A 17,637-nucleotide genomic window follows, 5' to 3' on the forward strand; every position below is an offset into this window, starting at 1 on the left:
CCCCCAAGCTCCCGCGCTTGCGGCAGTGCGGCGCCGACTGCTACGCTCGGTTCTTTGGCTCACCCTCCGCTCATGAACGCCGCAACTCCGGACTACCTGGAAAGGGTTCTCAACGCCCGCGTCTACGACGTCGCCGAAGAGACTCCGCTCGATTTCGCATACAACCTTTCCGCGCGCATCCACAACCGCGTGTTCCTGAAGCGCGAGGACATGCAGCCGGTGTTCAGCTTCAAGCTCCGCGGCGCCTACAACAAGATGGCGAACCTGCCCCCGCACGCCTTGAAGCGCGGCGTCATCTGCGCGTCAGCGGGCAATCATGCGCAGGGGGTGGCGCTCTCGGCGCAAAAGCTCGGGGCCCGCGCGGTCATCGTGATGCCGACGTCGACGCCGCAGATCAAGATCGACGCGGTGAAAGCGCGCGGCGGCGAAGTCGTGCTCGCCGGCGATTCGTATTCGGACGCCTACGCGCATTCGCTGGAACTCGAGAAGGCCGAAAACCTCACCTTCGTCCATCCCTACGACGACCCATACGTCATCGCCGGACAGGGCACGATCGGCATGGAGATCCTGCGCGCGCACTCGGACCCGATCCACGCGATCTTCTGCGCGGTCGGCGGCGGCGGCCTGATCGCGGGCGTGGCGGCCTACGTCAAGCGCCTGCGCCCCGAAACGAAGATCATCGGCGTCGAAACCGTCGACGCCGACGCGATGACCCGTTCGCTCGCGGCCGGCGAGCGCGTGACGCTCGAGCAGGTCGGCATCTTCGCCGACGGCACCGCCGTGAAGCAGGTCGGCGAAGAAACCTTCCGCCTGTGCCAGCAGTACGTCGACGAGATGATCCTCGTGGACAACGATGCGATCTGCGCCGCATTGAAGGACGTGTTCGAAGACACCCGCTCGATCCTCGAGCCGTCGGGTGCGCTCGCGATCGCCGGCGCGAAGGAATACGCGAAGCGTCACAACCTGCACGGCAAGAACCTCGTCGCGGTCGCGTCGGGCGCGAACATGAACTTCGACCGCCTGCGCTTCGTCGCCGAGCGTGCGGAGCTCGGCGAGCAACGCGAGGCGGTGTTCGCGGTGACGATTCCCGAACGTCCCGGCTCGTTCCGCAAGTTCTGCGGCCTCGTCGGCAACCGACTGATCACCGAGTTCAACTACCGCTACGCCGATGCCCAGCAGGCACACATCTTCGTCGGCGTATCGGTCCATAACCGCGCCGAGGCGACGCGGCTGATCGAAATGCTCGAGCGGCACGAACTGCCGGCGGTGGACCTCACCGACGACGAGATGGCGAAGAGCCACATCCGCTACATGGTCGGCGGACACGCTCCCCACGTCGCGCACGAACTGGTGTATCGCTTCGAATTCCCCGAGCGCCCGGGCGCGCTGATGAATTTCCTCAGCTGCCTGCACTCGGACTGGAACATCAGCCTGTTCCACTATCGCAACCATGGCTCGGACTCAGGCCGCGTGCTCGTCGGGATGCAGGTGCCGCCCGACGACAAGGTCGCGTTCCAGGCCTTTCTCGACCGTCTCGGTTACGAATATGCCGACGAGTCGGAGAACCCGGCCTACCGGATGTTCCTGGGCTGAAACGGTTCAGCGCAATCCGGCGGCGGCGCGAAAGGCGCCCGCCTCGGTGACGATCCAGTCCATCGGCCGGTCGTGCGGCTGAGGGTGCGCCGTCTCGATCCGCCCCGACTCGAAGCCGACACCGACTGCGACCGGGTCGATCACCGCGAGCGTGCGGTCGAAATAGCCGCCGCCGTAGCCGAGCCGGTAGCCGGCGGCGTCGAACGCGTTGCAGGGCACCAGCACGACATCCGGCACGATCGCGTCGCCTTCGGGCGGGTGCGGAATGCCGTGCCGGTCGAACGACAACTCCATGCTCGGGGTCCACTGGCGGAACACCATCGGCGCGGACTTTTCGACCACGACCGGGAGCGCCGCGGTCCGCGCACGGCCGTCGCGGCGTTCGAGCCAGCGAGTCATCCACGCGCGCAAATCCGGTTCTCCCCGATAAGGCCAGCAGAACGCGAGCACGGCCGGCGCGAGGTGCGCGACGAGCACGTCGAGATGCGCCTCGATGCGCCCGGTCAGCGCGACGCGCTGTTCGTGCGACAGCGCGAGTCGTTCGGTGAGCGCATGATTGCGTAGCTTGCGGCGAGCGGCGCCGGAGTCGCCGGCGGGAGGAACGGAGGCAGTGCTCACTGTGCTAAGGTGAATTGGTCAGAAAAAGGATGGTAAGGGATGAACAATAGGTTGTGGGCGGGACTTGCGCTGGTGCTCGCAAGCCTCGTCGGGGGGGCGCACGCGCAGGTCGGGGACGAACGCGTGCTCATGGCCCGCGAAGCGCTGCGCAACGGCGACCGCGCGACGCTCGAACGCCTCGCTGCCGGTCGCGAACCTCACGTGCTCGACCCGTACGTGCGCTACTGGTTGCTATCGAACAAGCTCGCGCGACCCGAGCCGCCGCCGGTCGCAGAGCTGACCGAATTCCTGATGGAGGAATCCGACACGCAGCTCGCGGACCGCCTCCGCGCCGACTGGCTGCGGCGTTACGTCCGCGAGCGGGACTGGGAAAGTTTCCTGCGTCTGTATCCGGACCTGCGCGAACCGGACGCGGAGCTGCGCTGCCACCAGCGCACAGCGCGCCTCGAAACCGGCGACACGGCGGTCCTCGCAGAGGTACGCGAGCGCTGGATGGAGATGACCGACAACCACGTCGCCTGCGAGCCGGCGCTGCGCGTGCTCGCGCTCGACGGGCTCGTCAGCGCGGACGAGATCTGGTGGCGATTCCGGCGCCAGGTGGAGAGCCGCAATCCGACCGCCGCCCGCGCGACGCTCGCGTGGCTGCCGCACCGCGGCACCGCCGCCGGCGCGAACCTCGAACACGCGCTGAGCACTCCCGCCGCGTACCTCGACCGCCTTCCCGCGAACTTCGCGGCGACGCGCGTCGGCCGCGAAATCGCCCTCGCCGCGCTCGTCAGCCTCGCGCGCCAGGAGGATCCGCGCGGCGCGTACATGCGCTTCGAGCGCATCAGCGACCGCCTCGGTCACGAGGAACGGGCTTACGTTCACGCAGCGCTCGGGCATTACGGCGCGCTGTCACGCCTGCCGCAGGCGGCCGACTGGTATCGCGCCGCGGGCGACGTGCCGATGAGCGCCGAGCAGCGCGCGTGGCGCGTCCGCGCCGCGTTGCGCGTCGAGAACTGGCGCATGGTGAAATCATCGATCGAGGCGCTGCCGTCGAAGGAGCAGGCACAGCCGGAATGGATCTACTGGCTCGGCCGCGCCGAAGCGCAGCTCGGGCGACCGGCCGAGGCCGCGGTGCTCTACCGCAGGATCGCCGGCGAGCCGCACTTCTACGGTCTGCTCGCGGGCGAGGAGAGCGGGCAACTCTTCGCTCCACCCGTGCTCGCCGGCACCGTCAATGCCGCGGACATCGCGCGGGCGGAGGCCGATCCGGGACTGCGCCGCTCGCTCGCGCTCTATCGACTCGACATGCGCACCGAGGCGGTGCGCGAATGGAACTGGGCGCTGCGCGGACAGGACGAGGCCTTCCTCGTCGCGGCCGCCCGCGTCGCGCTGAGCAACGAAATCTTCGATCGCGCGATCAACACCGCCGAACGCGCCGATCCGAAAGGGAACTTCGACCTGCGCTTCATCACGCCGTACCGGCAGTATGTCGAGCCGCAGGTGCGCCAGCAGGGGCTGGACATCGGCTGGGTGTACGGCCTGATGCGCCAGGAAAGTCGCTTCGTCGTGCCGGCCCGCTCGAGCTCGGGCGCGCAGGGGCTGATGCAGGTCATGCCCGCGACCGGCAAATGGGTCGCCGGCAAGATCGGCCTCTCCGGCTATCACGTCGGCATGCTCAGCGACCCGGACACGAACGTGCTGCTCGGGACGAGCTATATGCGGCTGATCCTCGACGGCCTCGACAATCATCCGGTGCTCGCGTCGGCCGGCTACAATGCGGGACCGAATCGGGCGCGGCGCTGGCGCGATGACCGATCGATCGAAGGCGCGATCTATGCCGAGACGATCCCCATCGACGAGACCCGCGATTATGTCAAGAAAGTGATGACGAACGCAGTGATCTATGCAGCCATGCTCGAGGGCAGGCCGCAGTCGCTGAAGACGCGGCTCGGCACGATCGCCCCCCGGCTGGCTGCGGAACAGTGACGACCGCATCACCCTGCATGGAAGGCTGAACATGAAGATCGAACGCGTCGTCCTCATTGGCGGCTCCGGTTTCGTCGGCAGCGCCCTCGCCAACCGGCTGTCCGAAGCCGCGGTCACCGTCCTGGTCCCGACCCGACGCGCGAGTCGCGCGAACCACCTGCTGCCGCTGCCGACCGTCGATGTCATCGAAGCCGACGTCCACGACCCGGCGACGCTCGAAAGACTCGTCGCCGGCGCCGACGCCGTCGTCAATCTCGTCGGCATCCTGCATTCGCGCTCGGGCTCGCCGTTCGGGCCCGATTTCAGGCGCGCCCACGTTGAGCTGCCGCGCAAGATCGTCGCCGCGTGCCGCGCGGCCGCCGTGCCGCGCTTGCTGCACCTCAGCGCGCTCGGCGCTTCGCCCGACGGACCCTCCGAATACCTGCGCTCGAAGGCCGCCGGCGAAGCCGAGATCCGCGCGGCCGGCGACTCCCCGGCCTGGACGATCCTGCGCCCGTCGGTGATGTTCGGCCGTGACGATCACTTCCTGAACCTCTTCGCACACCTCGCGCACACGTTCCCGATACTGCCGCTCGCGTGCTCGACCGCCCGCTTCCAGCCGGTCCACGTCGAAGACGTCGTCGGCGTGATCTGGCGCTGTCTGTGCGATCCGACGACCGCAAACCAGACTTTCGAGCTTGCCGGCCCGAAGGTCTACACGCTGCGCGAGATCGTCGAATACGTCAGCGAGCTCGCCGGCGCGCCCCGCCCGATCCTGCCGCTGCCCGATGGTCTCGCGATGCTGCAGGCGGGTTTCATGGAATTCATGCCGTCGCCGATCATGACGCGCGACAACCTGCGCTCGATGCAGGTCGACAACGTCGTCGCCGGCGAACCGCTGCCGTTCGGCCTCGAAGCAACCCCGCTCGAATCGGTGGCGCCGGTGTTTATCGGCGAAAGATCCTTCCGCGCCCGCTACTACCCGTTTCGCACGTCCTCGCGCCGCCACATCCGCTGATCCGGCAGCGCTTTCCGCCCACCTGGAGAACACGCCTTGAAACTGATCATCGGCAACAAGAACTACTCCTCCTGGTCGCTGCGCGCATGGCTGGCGGCGCGCGCGAGCGGTCTCGTGTTCGAAGAGATCCGCATCCCGCTGTTCATCCCGGGCAGCCGCGAGCGCATCCTCTCCCACTCGCCGTCCGGAAAGGTGCCGTGCCTGATCGACCACGGCCTGCCCGTGTGGGACTCGCTCGCGATCTGCGAATACCTCGCCGAAAAGGCGCCGCTGTGGCCGACCGACCCGGCAGCGCGAGCGATCGCACGTTCGGTCAGCGCCGAAATGCATTCCGGCTTCATGGAACTGCGCCGGCAGATGACGATGAACATCCGCAAGGACTACACCGGCCACGGGCACACGCCGGCGGTCGACGCCGACATCGTGCGCATCGAGGCGATCTGGAACGACTGCCGCACGCGCTTCGGGGCGAAGGCGACCACGCCCGGCCCCTTCCTCTTCGGTGCGTTCTCCGCGGCCGACGCGATGTACGCGCCGATCTGCTTCCGCTTCCGCACTTACGGCGTGAAACCGGCGGGCGCGGCCGGCGAGTATCTCGCGACGATGCTCGCGCACCCGTGGATGCTGGAATGGGATGCAGCGGCACGTGCGGAGACCGAGTCGATTCCAGCCGAGGACCTTTACGGCTGATGCGCCGTTACGTGGTCGGCGGCGCGGTCCGCGACGAACTCCTCGGCCTGCCCGTCAAGGATCACGACTGGGTCGTCGTCGGCGCGACGCCGGACGAGATGATCGCCAGCGGCTTCCGCCCGGTCGGCAAGGATTTCCCGGTGTTCCTGCACCCGCAGACGAACGAGGAGCACGCGCTCGCGCGCACCGAACGCAAGTCCGGCCGCGGCTACACCGGCTTCACCGTGCACGCGTCGCCCGACGTCACGCTCGAGGAAGACCTGCTGCGGCGCGACCTCACGATCAACGCGATCGCGCGCGACGAGGACGGCACGCTGATCGACCCTTACGGCGGCCGCGCCGATCTCGCACGCCGCATCTTCCGCCACGTCAGCCCGGCGTTCGCCGAGGACCCCGTTCGCGTGCTGCGCGTCGCGCGCTTTTCGGCCCGCTTCGACGGCTTCACCGTCGCGCCTGAAACGCTCGCACTGATGCGCGCGATCGTCGACGACGGCGAAATCGACCACCTCGTCGCCGAACGCGTTTGGCAGGAACTCGCGCGCGGCCTGATGGAGGCGACGCCGTCGCGGATGTTCGCGGTGCTGCGCGACTGCGGCGCCCTCGCCCGGCTGCTGCCCGAAGTCGACCGGCTGTTCGGCGTTCCGCAGCCGGCGCAGCATCACCCCGAGATCGACACCGGCGCACACGTGATGGCGGTCGTCGACCATGCGGCGGCCACCAGCCAGCCGCTCACGGTGCGCTGGGCCTGCCTGCTGCACGATCTCGGCAAGGGCGACACGCCGGCACATGCGCTGCCGCACCACTACGGCCACGAAGCGAAAAGCGCCGAGCGAGCGCGCGAAGTCTCGGAGCGGCTGAAGGCGCCGATCGATTGCCGCGATCTGGCGATCCTGCTCGCGCGCGAGCACGGCATCCTGCACCAGGCCGCACAGTTGCGCGCAACGACGATCGTGAAGGTCCTGGAGCGTACCGACGCGCTGCGCCGGCCGGAACGTTTCGTACAACTGCTCGACGCCGCCGCCTGCGATTTCCACGGGCGCCCGGGCAAGGGCGCGCGCGCATACGCTCAGGCCTCGATCTGGCAGGAAGCGCTGGGCGCAGTCCGCTCGCTCGACGCCGGCGCGATCGCGCGCGCCTGCGTCGACAAGGCGGAGATTCCGCAGCGGATCCACGAGGCCCGGGTCGCGGCGGTGAAAGCGCTACGGCCGACGGATTCCGGGCCCCCGTAGCAGGCAGCGTCAGAAGATGCGCAGCGCCGCCCACGCGATCAAGGTGAAGAGGATCGTCGTCGTGAACGGAAAATGGAACACGCGCCCACGCACCTTGAAGCGAAAGTCGCCGGGCAGTCGCCCGAGGCGCAGGCGCCGCGCGACGTCGGGGCTCATCAGGCCGGAAACGACGACGATCACCGCAACGACCACCAGCCACTTGAACACATCGACCTCCCGAAGAACGGGCATTAGACCCGCCCGCGGCTGCTCCCGCAACAGGGCCCGCGCCTTACCCGACCGAGTACGCAGATGAATACTTTTCCCGACCGCCCCCTGCCCGCCTGCGGCAGGACGAAACCGTTTCGCGTCATTTCCGCCGACACGGAGGGACAACGATGAACGTACGTCGTTTCGGCGAACTGGAAGTCATCGCACGCAGTCCTGCGGGCGGCCCGACGCATCCGACACCGCTCGTGTTCGTCCACGGCGCCTATACCGCGGCCTGGTGCTGGGACGAGCATTTCCTGCCGTACTTCGCTGACGCTGGCTACGACTGCTACGCGCTGTCGCTGTCGGGCCACGGCCACAGCCGCAACCGCGCACACCTCGACTCCTACTCGATCGACGACTACGTCAATGACGTCGCCGAAGTCGTCGACAAGCTGCAGGCGCGCCCGGCACTGATCGGGCACTCGATGGGCGGAATGGTCGTGCAGAAGTATCTCGAACGTGCGGAGGCCGAAGCCGCGGTGCTGCTGTGCTCGGTTCCGCCACAGGGGCTGATGGGGTCGGCGATGGGCCTGATGATCACGAAGCCGAAGCTGATGAACGACCTCGACCGCATGCTCAACGGCGCTCGCCCGGACCCGTCCAGCCTGCGCGAGGCACTGTTCCATCAGCCGATCGACGACGCGACGCTCGCGCGCTATTTCCAGCTGTGCCAGCCCGAATCGCACCGCGCGATCTGGGACATGACGCTCTTCAACCTGCCGCAGCCCGGGCGCATGTACCGCGCGCCGATGCTGATCCTCGGCGCCGAGCACGATCACCTGATTCCCCCCGCGCAGGTCGCGATGACCGGCTCTACATATGGCCTGCCCTACGCAGTGCTGCCCGATCTTGGCCACGGCGTGATGCTCGAACGCGGCTGGCGCCCGGTCGCCGAGCGCATCGCGGCGTGGCTCGCGATACAGCTCGCATGACTTTCCACTAGAAACAGAAATGATTCCGTTCCATGATGGAGACGTGGCGCCGTTTCCGGGCCACCGGTTCCGTCGGACATGCAGCCGCGGCGGAACCGCGAGCGACCGGCACCCGCCGTCGGCCGTGGAGGAGGAACTGGCCGACACAGGACCGGTCATGACTGAACAGAGAGAACTCCGCAGAGGCCATCATGACAACGATCGTGGACATGAATAGCGGCAAGGAACTCGTCGAACCGGAGGAGTACGACGACGAAGTGCTCAACGCGAGCTGGCTGCCGCCACAGCCGGAACCCGCGTTGCAGGCCGCGGAAATCGATCACGGGCGCCAGGAAAAGCCGCTCCCGCCGCTCGACGTCGAGAGCTTCCTGCAAGCGGTCTATCGCTACCAGGAATGAGCGGACGCGGGACGTCCGAAGCGGGGCCGGCGGCTGCGGTCCGCGTCGGACGTCCGATTACAGCGTGTGCAGACGGTCGCCCCGCGAGAACCCGAGCAGGGGTTGGGGCAGGTTTTTGCCCAGCGCCAGCACCTTGAACAGCTCGCCCATCTCCTGCGGGGTCGTGAGTCGCTGTACCGCGCGCGCTGCGCGGATGTAGTCGGCGCTCTCGTGCGGGCCGCGTCGCGCGAGCGCATCGAGGATGCCGCAATTGAACAGGAAGGCAGCCTGGTTCGCGTAGCCGAGCACGTCGAGCCCGGCGTCGTACGCCGCTTCGGCGACCGACGTGAAGTCGACGAACGCGGTGATGTCGTTCAGGCCCGGCCACAGGAAGGGGTCGCCATGCGCGTGGTGGCGGTAGTAGCACAGCAGCGTCCCGTTCGAGCGCGACGGCAGGTAGTACTCGGCGCGAGGATAGCCGTAATCGACGAGCAGCAGCGCACCACGCTCGAGGCGCTGCGCCCATTCGGCGACCCACGCCGGCGCGGCGAGGTTCAGTTCGCTGACGTACTCGCCGCTTTCCGGCCGCGGCAGATCGAGCGCGTTCGCCGCAGCGGCCATCACCCCTTCGGCCGGTGAATCGGCCCAACGCAAGGTGCCGGTGTCATCGACCGCGACGCCTCGCTCGAACAAGCCTTCCCGGCGCGACACGACGAGGTGCACCGGCATCACGTCGAGGACTTCGTTCGCAACGAGCGCACCCGAGAAGCGCTCCGGCAACGCATCGAGCCAGCGCACGCGGCTCGCGAGCTGCGGAACCTTCTCCGCCAGCGTGTCGAACTGCCGCTCGCGCAGCTCGCCGGACAGCTCGAGAATCGCGTAGCTGTCCGGCAAGTAGTTCCGACGCTCGAGCTCGAGCAGCAGGTCCGCCGCGAGCAGGCCGGTGCCCGCGCCCGCCTCGATCACCGCCGGTGCTGACGCGCGCATCACCTGCTCGACCTGAGCCGCGAGCGCCTGGCCGAACAGCGGCGTGAGTTCCGGCGCCGTAATGAAGTCGCCGCCGGGGCCGAACTTTCTCGCACCGCCGCTGTAATACCCGAGCCCGGGCGCATACAGCGCGAGTTCCATGTAACGCGAAAACGGAATCCAGCCGCCGGCGTGCGCGATCGCGTCGCGGATCGAGCGAACGAGGCGGCCGCTCTGTTCGAGCGCATCGGGTGAAGGTTCAGGCAGCGACATCGACAGCATCCGGCGACAAAGCGCGTATTCTACCTGCGCCCCTCCCCACGGCTCGCAGCGCAGCGCCGCTCCCCCCGCCTTGCGGTGTTTTTCGCGCGTCGCTGCGCAGGAGACAACACAAGGACATCCCGAACGATGAGCGAATACTCGCCGCCTCCCGTCATCCTGATCACCGGCGCCGCGCGGCGCGTCGGCGCCGAGATCGCGCGCGTGCTGCACGCCGCCGGCGCGACGGTCGTGCTGCACTACCGCAGCTCGGCCGCCGAAGCCGAGGCGCTCGCCGGCGAGCTCGACGCGCGGCGGCCCGGTTCCGCGACCCCCGTGGCGGGCGATCTCAACGACGACGACGCCCCGGAAGCGATCGTCGCGGCCACGCTCGAACGCCACGGCCGGCTCGACGCCGTCGTCAACAACGCGTCGAGCTTCTTCGCGACCCCGATCGGCAGCATCGATACCGCCGCGTGGAACGACCTCGTCGGCTCGAACCTGAAAGGGCCGCTATTCCTGTCGCAGGCGGCCGCACCGAGCCTGCGCGAACGCCGCGGTGCGATCGTCAACATCGTCGACATCCACGCCGAACGGCCGCTGCGCGACTATCCGCTGTACTGCGTCGCGAAGGCCGGACTGCTCGGCCTCACGCGCGCGCTCGCGGTCGAGCTCGCGCCGGAAGTGCGCGTGAATGGCGTCTCGCCGGGCCCGATCGACTGGCCCGAGGACGGCCAGTTCGGGCCGCAGCAGCGCGACGAGATCATCGCACACACGCTGCTCGGGCGCGTCGGCTCGCCCGCGGACGTCGCGCGCACGGTTCGCTTCCTGCTGTTCGACGCGCCGTACGTGACCGGCCAGATCATCGCCGTCGACGGCGGCCGCAGCGCGCATCTGTGAGCACCGCGCCCGCCCCGCAGGCCCGGCACGTTCGCACTTAAAGGTATAATTCGCCTCGATTTTTCCAGCAGGATGCTTTCCGTGAATACCCTTTCCGCCGCGGCCGCGAGCCCCGCCGTCTCCGACGCGCCCGACAACCGCTTCTCCAACACCTTCCTGCGTCTGAAGAAGAAGCTCGAACGCGGCGTCGGCAAGGCGATCGCCGACTTCAACATGATCGGCAACGGCGACACCGTGATGGTCTGCGTGTCGGGCGGCAAGGACTCGTACACGCTGCTGTCCTGCCTGCTCGCGCTGCGCGAGCGCGCGCCGGTGGACTTCCGCATCGTCGCGATGAATCTCGACCAGAAGCAGCCGGGCTTCCCGGCCGACGTGCTGCCGGCGTACTTCGAGTCGATCGGCGTCGAGTACCGCATCGTCACCGAGGACACCTATTCGATCGTCAAGGACAAGATCCCCGAGGGCAAGACCACCTGTTCGCTGTGCTCGCGGCTGCGGCGCGGCATCATCTACCGCGTAGCGAAGGAGATCGGCGCGACGCGGATTGCGCTCGGCCATCACCGCGACGACATGATCGAGACGCTGTTCCTGAACATGTTCTTCGGCGGCAAGATCAAGGCGATGCCGCCGAAGCTCGTCAGCGACAACGGCGAGCACGTCGTGATCCGCCCGCTCGCGTACTGCACCGAAGCGGAGATCACGCGCTACGCACGCGCGATGGAATTCCCGATCATCCCGTGCAATCTCTGCGGCTCGCTCGAGAACGCGCAGCGCAAGCAGATCAAGGCGATGCTGCAGACCTGGGCGCGCGAGCATCCGGGCCGCATCGAATCGATCGCGACCGCACTCGGCCAGGTCGTGCCGTCGCATCTCGCGGACACGTCGCTGTTCGACTTCCGCGGCCTCACGCGCGACACCGAAGTCGCCGAGGGCGACATCGCGTTCGACCGGCCCGAGCTGCCGACCGGCCTCGGCACGATCCGCATCGCCGGCGGCTCAGCGTGCGAAGACCAGTAAGCGCGCACGCCGACATCGCGCGGCAAGGTCGCGTCTGACGGGGACCGGGAGGTGAGCGCGCCCGCCGAACACTGCGTTCTCGTCGCCGACGTCTCCGGCCGGGACATCCTGGTCGAAGCGCTCGGCGCCGACGAGGCGAAGCACGCGATCGACCGCTGCCTGCATCGCGTCGACCGGGGGGTCGCGGCGAACGGTGGCAAGGTGATCCGCCGGGGAGACGGCCGCCTGTCGGCAAGCTTCCCGCGCTGCGACCGGGCGGCGCTCGCGAGCTTCGACATGCTCGCCCGCGTCGAGGACCTGCCGCCCCAGCGCGGCCTGCGCCTGACGATCCGCGTGGGAATCCACTGCGGGGCGGAGGCGGCGATCGATCCCGCGGAAGCTGCGGCGACCCGCATCGCGGCGGCCGCTCGTCCCGGTCAGCTGCTCGCGAGCGGTCCTGCGGTGATGCAATTGACGGCCGCGGCGCGGCGCTTCGCGGGCACGGCGCCGCTCCGTGATCCGGCGTTCGACGGGCTCGAATGGCCGGTGTTTGCGCTCCACCGCGAATCCGCTGCAACGGCGGCCGGCGCCGATCTCGCGCGTGCGCCGCTGCGGCTGAGGCTGCGGCACCAGCACGAGGTGCTGCACGTCGACGAAAGTCGGCCCGTCGTGCTCCTCGGGCGCGAGCTCGGCAACGACGTGGTCATTCACGACGCACGCGCGTCGCGCCAGCATGCGCGCATCGAGCGGCGACCGCAGGGCTACGTGCTGATCGACCGGAGCACGAACGGCACCCACGTCGCCGACGCGAGCGGCGGCGAACACTGTGTCAAGCGCGGGGAGTGGCCGCTGGGCAGCGCCGGCCGGCTCGGCTGCGGCTTTCCCCCGAACGAAATCGAGCGCGATCTCGTGTATTTCGAACTCGTCTAGCCTTGCCGATGGCCGCCCCTGTTCATCCGCGCGACCGACGCGTCGGCCGCCCTTCCCTCGGCGGCGCTCGTCGCACGCGAGACGTCGGCCCGGCGTTCGCGCCGCGTGCCCGATGACGCGCCCCCGATGAGTTTCCTGTCGCTGCTCGATCCCGGCCCGGACGCCGGACTCGCGGCCCTGTTCGCGTCGAGCTTTCTCGCCGCGACGCTGCTGCCGGGCGGATCGGAATTCGTGCTGGCCGGCGTGCTCGCGCTGCGCCCCGAGCAGCTCGTCGCCGCGCTCGGCCTCGCGACGCTCGGCAACACCCTCGGCGGGATGTCGACCTGGGGGCTCGCGCGGCTGCTGCCGCAGAAGGCCGACACGACCCGGCTCGCGTGGGTGCAACGTCACGGTGCGCCGGTGCTGCTGCTGTCGTGGGCGCCGGTCGTCGGCGATGCGCTCTGCGCTGCTGCAGGGTGGCTGCGCCTGCCGTGGCTCCCGTGTCTGCTGTGGATGGCGGCCGGCAAGTTCGCGCGCTACGCCCTCGTCGCCGCCACCGTCCTTTGATCTTTTCCCGGAGTGGAACCATGAACATCCAGCGTCACGGCACGACCGCCCGCTATTCCGACATCGTCGTGCACAACGGCCTCGCATGGATCGTCGAAGTGCCTTCGTCCGACGCCGCTGACGCGGCGACGCAGACCGGCGAAATCCTTGCGAGCCTCGACGCCCTGCTCGCCCGCGCCGACAGCGCGCCGTCGCGGGCGTGCGTGCAGGTCGCCGGTCTCGCGAACCCGGCATGGCGCGTCGAAATCGCGATCGTCGCCGCGGTGCGCTGAAGGCCGCTCCGTCGGACGCCCTCGCGCGCGTCCGACATTGGCATAACCCGCTTGCAAATCAAGCCCCTACACTCTCCAAGGGCTTAAATCGGCCGCGTTTTGCAGCGCGGTAAGTTACAATTTGCGGCTTCCCCGCCGTCTGGTACCGGAACGTCTCATGACTCAACGCCTGCGCGAGATCCCCTACAACTACACGTCGTTCTCGGATCGCGAGATCGTCATCCGCCTGCTCGGCGACGACGCCTGGCAAGCGCTCGACACGCTGCGGGGCGAACGTGTCACCGGGCGCTCGGCGCGAATGCTGTACGAAGTGCTCGGCGACATCTGGGTCGTGCAGCGCAATCCGTACCTGCAGGACGATCTGCTCGACAATCCCGCGCGCCGCAGCGCGCTGATCGAGGCGCTGCATCACCGCCTGCGCGAAGTCGAGAAGCGGCGCGAGGAAAGCGCGACGCAGGACCCGGAGCGCGACGAGAAGGTCACCCGGCTCGTCGAGGCCGCGCATGCCGCGGTCGACCGCTTCGCGCAGTTCTTCAACGACACCGGCGCGCTGCGCAAGCGGGTGCTGCGCTCGCTCGCGCGCCACACACGGCGCGACAACATCTGCTTCGACGGCCACGCCCGCGTCTCGCACGTCACTGACGCGACCGACTGGCGCGTGGAATATCCCTTCGTCGTTCTCTATCCGGACACCGAGGACGAGATGGCGCCGCTCGTGAAGGACTGTATCGAGCTCGGCCTGACGATCATTCCGCGCGGAGGCGGCACCGGCTACACCGGCGGCGCGATCCCGCTCGACGCACGCTCGGTCGTCATCAACACCGAGAAGCTGATCGACCTCGGCGCGGTCGAAGAACTGACACTGCCCGGCCTCAGCGGCGCCGTCGGCACGGCGTACGCGACGATCCGCACCGGCGCGGGCGTCGTCACCGAGCGCGTCGCCGAAGCGGCGGCGGCAGCCGGACGGGTGTTCGCGGTCGACCCGACGTCGGCGTCGGCGTCGTGCATCGGCGGCAACATCGCGATGAACGCCGGCGGCAAGAAGGCCGTGCTGTGGGGCACCGCGCTCGACAACCTCGCGTGGTGGAAGATGGTGACGCCGGACGGCGACTGGCTCGAAGTCGAGCGCCTCGACCACAACTTCGGCAAGATCCACGAGCAGGAAGTCGTGCATTTCCGGCTGCGGCGCTATGAGCCGAAGCACTACCGGCTGATCGCCGAGGAGACGCTGAGCCTGCCGGGCGCGTCCTGCCGCAAGGTCGGCCTCGGCAAGGACGTCACCGACAAGTTCCTCGGCGGCGTGCCCGGCGTGCAGAAGGAAGGCACCGACGGCCTGATCGTCGCCGCCCGCTGGGTGCTGCACAAGATGCCGCCGGTCACGCGCACGGTGTGCCTCGAATTCTTCGGCCAGGTGCGCGAAGCGGTGCCGGCGATCGTCGAGATCACCGACTGGTTCAAGCCCGGTTCCGAAGGCGAGCGCCTGGGCGTGCAGCTCGCGGGCCTCGAACATCTCGACGAGCGCTACGTGAATGCGGTCGGCTACACGACGAAGGCGAAGCGCCACGGCCGGCCGAAGATGGTGCTGATCGGCGACATCGTCGGCCACGACGAAGCGGCGGTGATGACCGCGGCGTCGGAAGTCGTGCGCATGTGCAATCTGCGCAGCGCCGAAGGCTTCATCGCGGTCAGCCCCGAGCAGAGGAAGCGCTTCTGGCTCGACCGGTCGCGCACCGCGGCGATCTCGCGCCACACGAACGCGTTCAAGGTGAACGAGGACGTCGTGATCCCGCTGCCGCGCATGGGCGACTACTGCGACGGCATCGAGCGCATTAACATCGAGCTGTCGACGCAGAACAAGCTCGAACTGTGCGACGCGCTGACCGAGTTCCTGCAGGGCGAGCTGCCGCTCGACCAGGGCGACGCGAACATCTCGGCCGACGAGCTGATCGGCGACCGCCGCCAGGCGGCGCTCGACTACGTCGCGACGGTGCGCCGCCGCTGGCAGTGGCTCCTCGACAACCTCGACCTGCCGCTCGCCGCGGCGGAAGCGCAGTTCGCTGACCACGGCATCCAGGCCGGCGAGCTGACGAACCGCGCGGTCGACCCGACGCTGTTCCACCGGCTGCAGGACTACTCGGTGCGCACGTCGTGGAAGACCGAACTCAAGCCCCGCCTCGACAAGATCTTCGACGGCGTCGTGTTCCGCCAGGTGCTCGCGCGCATCGAGGAAGTGCACAAGGAAGTGCTGCGCGGGCGCGTCTTCGTCGCGCTGCACATGCACGCCGGCGACGGCAACGTGCATACGAACATCCCGGTCAACTCCGACCACTACGAGATGCTGCAGACCGCGAACCGCGCGGTCGACCGCATCATGGCGCTCGCGCGCTCGCTCGACGGCGTGATCTCCGGCGAGCACGGCATCGGCATCACGAAGCTCGACTACCTGACCGACGACGAGATGGCGGCGTTCTGGGCGTACAAGCGCAAGGTCGACCCGGAAGGCCGTTTCAACCGCGGCAAGCTGATGCGCGACGGCGCAACCAAAGGTAGCCTCGACAACGCCTACACGCCGAGCTTCAACCTGATGGGCCACGAATCGCTGATCATGGAGCAGACCGAGATCGGCGACATCGCGCACGACATCAAGGACTGCCTGCGCTGCGGCAAGTGCAAGCCGGTGTGCTCGACGCACGTGCCGCGCGCGAACCTGCTGTACAGCCCGCGCAACAAGATCCTCAGCACCTCGCTGCTCGTCGAGGCGCTGCTGTACGAGGAGCAAACGCGGCGCGGCGTGTCGCTCGCGCACTGGACCGAGTTCGAGGACGTCGCCGACCACTGCACCGTCTGCCACAAGTGCGAGAAGCCGTGCCCGGTGGACATCGACTTCGGCGACGTGTCGATCAAGATGCGCAACCTCCTCAGGAAGCAGGGCAAGAAGTCGTTCAACCCGGGCAAGGCCGCGGCGATGGCCTTCCTGACCGCGAAGGACCCGGCGACGATCAAGCTGATCCGCACCGGGATGATCGACTGGGGCTACAAGGCCCAGCGCTTCGCGCACAAGGCCGCCAAATCGCTCGGCCTCGTGCAGCCGCAGGTGAAGGCGCCGCCGGCGACGCTCGGCAAGGCGCCGCTGCGCGCGCAGGTGATCCACTTCATCAACAAGCCGATGCCCGGCAACCTGCCGAAGCGCACCAGCCGCGCGCTGCTCGACATCGAGGACAACGCGGTGATCCCGGTGATCCGCAACCCGGAGGTCAAGCGCGACGACTCGGAGGCGGTGTTCTACTTCCCGGGCTGCGGCTCGGAGCGCCTCTTCAGCCAGGTTGGTCTCGCGACGCAGGCGATGCTGTACCAGGTCGGCACGACGACGGTGCTGCCCCCCGGCTATCTGTGCTGCGGCTACCCGCAGACCGCAGCGGGCGAGGACGACAAGGGCCAGAAGATCACGACCGACAACCGCGTGCTTTTCCACCGCGTCGCCACCACGCTGAACTACCTCGACATCAAGACCGTGATCGTGTCCTGCGGCACCTGCATGGACCAGCTGCAAAAGTACCAGTTCGAGCAGATCTTCCCCGGCTGCCGGCTGCTCGACATCCACGAGTACCTGATGGAAAAGGGCGTCGCGCTCGAAGGCGTGACCGGCACGAAATACATGTATCACGAGCCGTGCCACACGCCGATGAAGGTGCATTCGGGCATCAAGGTCGCGAACGAGCTGATGGGCACGCGCGTCGATCTGAGCGATCGCTGCTGCGGCGAATCGGGCACGCTGGCGGTCGGCCGGCCGGACATCTCGACCCAGGTGCGCTTCCGCAAGCAGCAGGAGATCGAGAAAGGCGCGGCAGCGTTGCGCAACGGCTCCGACGATCCGGTGAAGATCCTGACCTCGTGCCCGTCGTGCCTGCAGGGGCTGTCGCGCTATTCGAACGATGCGGGCGGCGTCGACGCCGACTACATCGTCGTCGAAATCGCGAAGCACGTGCTCGGTGAAAACTGGATGCCGGACTACGTTCAGCGCGCGACCAACGGCGGCATCGAGCGCGTGCTGCTGTAAGGCTCAGCGGGGCGGAGGGGGCAGCATCCCCTTCCGTCGTGCACACCCCA

Annotated in this window: 16 protein-coding genes; 13 read left to right on the forward strand and 3 right to left on the reverse strand. The window is 68.3% G+C overall.

What is annotated here, in order from left to right:
• Window positions 1-72: 72 nt before the first annotated feature.
• Window positions 73-1,593 (forward strand): threonine ammonia-lyase, biosynthetic, encoded by a 1,521-nt coding sequence (ilvA, locus tag ROZ37_RS06510; RefSeq protein ID WP_312658395.1) that lies wholly within the window; start codon window positions 73-75, stop codon window positions 1,591-1,593.
• A gap of 6 nt (window positions 1,594-1,599) precedes the next feature.
• Here the strand turns inward: ilvA and ROZ37_RS06515 are convergent, their stop codons facing one another.
• Complete coding sequence (locus tag ROZ37_RS06515; protein ID WP_312658396.1) at window positions 1,600-2,211, reverse strand: 5-formyltetrahydrofolate cyclo-ligase; 612 nt, start codon at window positions 2,209-2,211, stop codon at window positions 1,600-1,602.
• A 39-nt stretch (window positions 2,212-2,250) separates the two neighbouring features.
• Between ROZ37_RS06515 and ROZ37_RS06520 the strand changes: the two genes are divergently transcribed.
• The 4 genes from ROZ37_RS06520 to ROZ37_RS06535 are packed head-to-tail and all read left to right on the forward strand — an operon-like array spanning window position 2,251 to window position 7,101.
• Window positions 2,251-4,185, forward strand: coding sequence for a transglycosylase SLT domain-containing protein (locus tag ROZ37_RS06520; protein ID WP_312658397.1), 1,935 nt, complete (start codon window positions 2,251-2,253; stop codon window positions 4,183-4,185).
• A gap of 31 nt (window positions 4,186-4,216) precedes the next feature.
• On the forward strand, window positions 4,217-5,182 hold the full coding sequence (locus tag ROZ37_RS06525) for a complex I NDUFA9 subunit family protein (protein ID WP_312658398.1): 966 nt from the start codon (window positions 4,217-4,219) through the stop codon (window positions 5,180-5,182).
• A 36-nt stretch (window positions 5,183-5,218) separates the two neighbouring features.
• Window positions 5,219-5,872: a glutathione S-transferase family protein gene (locus ROZ37_RS06530; protein ID WP_312658399.1), complete on the forward strand. Its 654-nt coding sequence runs from the start codon at window positions 5,219-5,221 to the stop codon at window positions 5,870-5,872.
• The gene (locus tag ROZ37_RS06535) at window positions 5,872-7,101 is read left to right on the forward strand and encodes a multifunctional CCA addition/repair protein (RefSeq protein WP_312658400.1); all 1,230 of its coding nucleotides are present in this window, start codon (window positions 5,872-5,874) and stop codon (window positions 7,099-7,101) included. The genes ROZ37_RS06530 and ROZ37_RS06535 overlap by 1 nt, the downstream gene beginning before the upstream one ends.
• 9 nt (window positions 7,102-7,110) lie before the next feature.
• Here the strand turns inward: ROZ37_RS06535 and ROZ37_RS06540 are convergent, their stop codons facing one another.
• Window positions 7,111-7,332 carry a DUF2905 domain-containing protein gene (locus ROZ37_RS06540; protein ID WP_312658401.1) on the reverse strand — a complete coding sequence of 74 codons (222 nt, stop codon included), beginning with the start codon at window positions 7,330-7,332 and terminating at the stop codon, window positions 7,111-7,113.
• 146 nt (window positions 7,333-7,478) lie between these two features.
• Here ROZ37_RS06540 and ROZ37_RS06545 point away from each other — a divergent pair, with 146 nt between their 5' ends.
• Window positions 7,479-8,285, forward strand: a complete 807-nt coding sequence (locus tag ROZ37_RS06545) for an alpha/beta fold hydrolase (protein WP_312658402.1) — start codon at window positions 7,479-7,481, stop codon at window positions 8,283-8,285.
• Between the two features lie 191 nt (window positions 8,286-8,476).
• Entirely contained in the window at window positions 8,477-8,683 is a 207-nt protein-coding gene (locus ROZ37_RS06550; protein WP_312658403.1) for a hypothetical protein, read from the forward strand.
• Window positions 8,684-8,740: 57 nt separating this feature from the next.
• Here the strand turns inward: ROZ37_RS06550 and ROZ37_RS06555 are convergent, their stop codons facing one another.
• On the reverse strand, window positions 8,741-9,901 hold the full coding sequence (locus tag ROZ37_RS06555; protein WP_312658404.1) for an SAM-dependent methyltransferase: 1,161 nt from the start codon (window positions 9,899-9,901) through the stop codon (window positions 8,741-8,743).
• A gap of 135 nt (window positions 9,902-10,036) precedes the next feature.
• Here ROZ37_RS06555 and ROZ37_RS06560 point away from each other — a divergent pair, with 135 nt between their 5' ends.
• The 6 genes from ROZ37_RS06560 (at window position 10,037) to ROZ37_RS06585 (ending at window position 17,587) form a co-directional block, all read left to right on the forward strand.
• Window positions 10,037-10,786, forward strand: a complete 750-nt coding sequence (locus tag ROZ37_RS06560; RefSeq protein ID WP_312658405.1) for a pteridine reductase — start codon at window positions 10,037-10,039, stop codon at window positions 10,784-10,786.
• Window positions 10,787-10,867: 81 nt separating this feature from the next.
• Window positions 10,868-11,803, forward strand: a complete 936-nt coding sequence (gene ttcA, locus ROZ37_RS06565) for a tRNA 2-thiocytidine(32) synthetase TtcA (protein ID WP_312658406.1) — start codon at window positions 10,868-10,870, stop codon at window positions 11,801-11,803.
• Window positions 11,804-11,854: 51 nt separating this feature from the next.
• Window positions 11,855-12,712 carry an FHA domain-containing protein gene (locus tag ROZ37_RS06570; protein WP_312658407.1) on the forward strand — a complete coding sequence of 286 codons (858 nt, stop codon included), beginning with the start codon at window positions 11,855-11,857 and terminating at the stop codon, window positions 12,710-12,712.
• Window positions 12,713-12,838: 126 nt separating this feature from the next.
• Window positions 12,839-13,258: a DedA family protein gene (locus tag ROZ37_RS06575; protein ID WP_312658408.1), complete on the forward strand. Its 420-nt coding sequence runs from the start codon at window positions 12,839-12,841 to the stop codon at window positions 13,256-13,258.
• Window positions 13,259-13,278: 20 nt separating this feature from the next.
• Window positions 13,279-13,530 carry a RidA family protein gene (locus ROZ37_RS06580; protein ID WP_312658409.1) on the forward strand — a complete coding sequence of 84 codons (252 nt, stop codon included), beginning with the start codon at window positions 13,279-13,281 and terminating at the stop codon, window positions 13,528-13,530.
• A gap of 157 nt (window positions 13,531-13,687) precedes the next feature.
• Window positions 13,688-17,587, forward strand: coding sequence for an FAD/FMN-binding oxidoreductase (locus ROZ37_RS06585; protein ID WP_312658410.1), 3,900 nt, complete (start codon window positions 13,688-13,690; stop codon window positions 17,585-17,587).
• Window positions 17,588-17,637 lie beyond the last annotated feature (50 nt).

Source organism: Aromatoleum sp. (genome assembly GCF_032027225.1).
GTDB lineage: Bacteria > Pseudomonadota > Gammaproteobacteria > Burkholderiales > Rhodocyclaceae > Aromatoleum.

Excerpts from the sequence above, each read along its gene's own strand:
- ilvA (WP_312658395.1), top strand. The coding sequence starts at position 73 with ATGAACGCCGCAACTCCGGACTACCTGGAAAGGGTTCTCAACGCCCGC.
- ROZ37_RS06520 (WP_312658397.1), top strand. The coding sequence starts at position 2,251 with ATGAACAATAGGTTGTGGGCGGGACTTGCGCTGGTGCTCGCAAGCCTC.
- ROZ37_RS06525 (WP_312658398.1), top strand. The coding sequence starts at position 4,217 with ATGAAGATCGAACGCGTCGTCCTCATTGGCGGCTCCGGTTTCGTCGGC.
- ROZ37_RS06535 (WP_312658400.1), top strand. The coding sequence starts at position 5,872 with ATGCGCCGTTACGTGGTCGGCGGCGCGGTCCGCGACGAACTCCTCGGC.
- ROZ37_RS06540 (WP_312658401.1), bottom strand. The coding sequence starts at position 7,332 with ATGCCCGTTCTTCGGGAGGTCGATGTGTTCAAGTGGCTGGTGGTCGTT.
- ROZ37_RS06545 (WP_312658402.1), top strand. The coding sequence starts at position 7,479 with ATGAACGTACGTCGTTTCGGCGAACTGGAAGTCATCGCACGCAGTCCT.
- ROZ37_RS06550 (WP_312658403.1), top strand. The coding sequence starts at position 8,477 with ATGACAACGATCGTGGACATGAATAGCGGCAAGGAACTCGTCGAACCG.
- ROZ37_RS06555 (WP_312658404.1), bottom strand. The coding sequence starts at position 9,901 with ATGTCGCTGCCTGAACCTTCACCCGATGCGCTCGAACAGAGCGGCCGC.
- ROZ37_RS06560 (WP_312658405.1), top strand. The coding sequence starts at position 10,037 with ATGAGCGAATACTCGCCGCCTCCCGTCATCCTGATCACCGGCGCCGCG.
- ROZ37_RS06575 (WP_312658408.1), top strand. The coding sequence starts at position 12,839 with ATGAGTTTCCTGTCGCTGCTCGATCCCGGCCCGGACGCCGGACTCGCG.
- ROZ37_RS06580 (WP_312658409.1), top strand. The coding sequence starts at position 13,279 with ATGAACATCCAGCGTCACGGCACGACCGCCCGCTATTCCGACATCGTC.
- ROZ37_RS06585 (WP_312658410.1), top strand. The coding sequence starts at position 13,688 with ATGACTCAACGCCTGCGCGAGATCCCCTACAACTACACGTCGTTCTCG.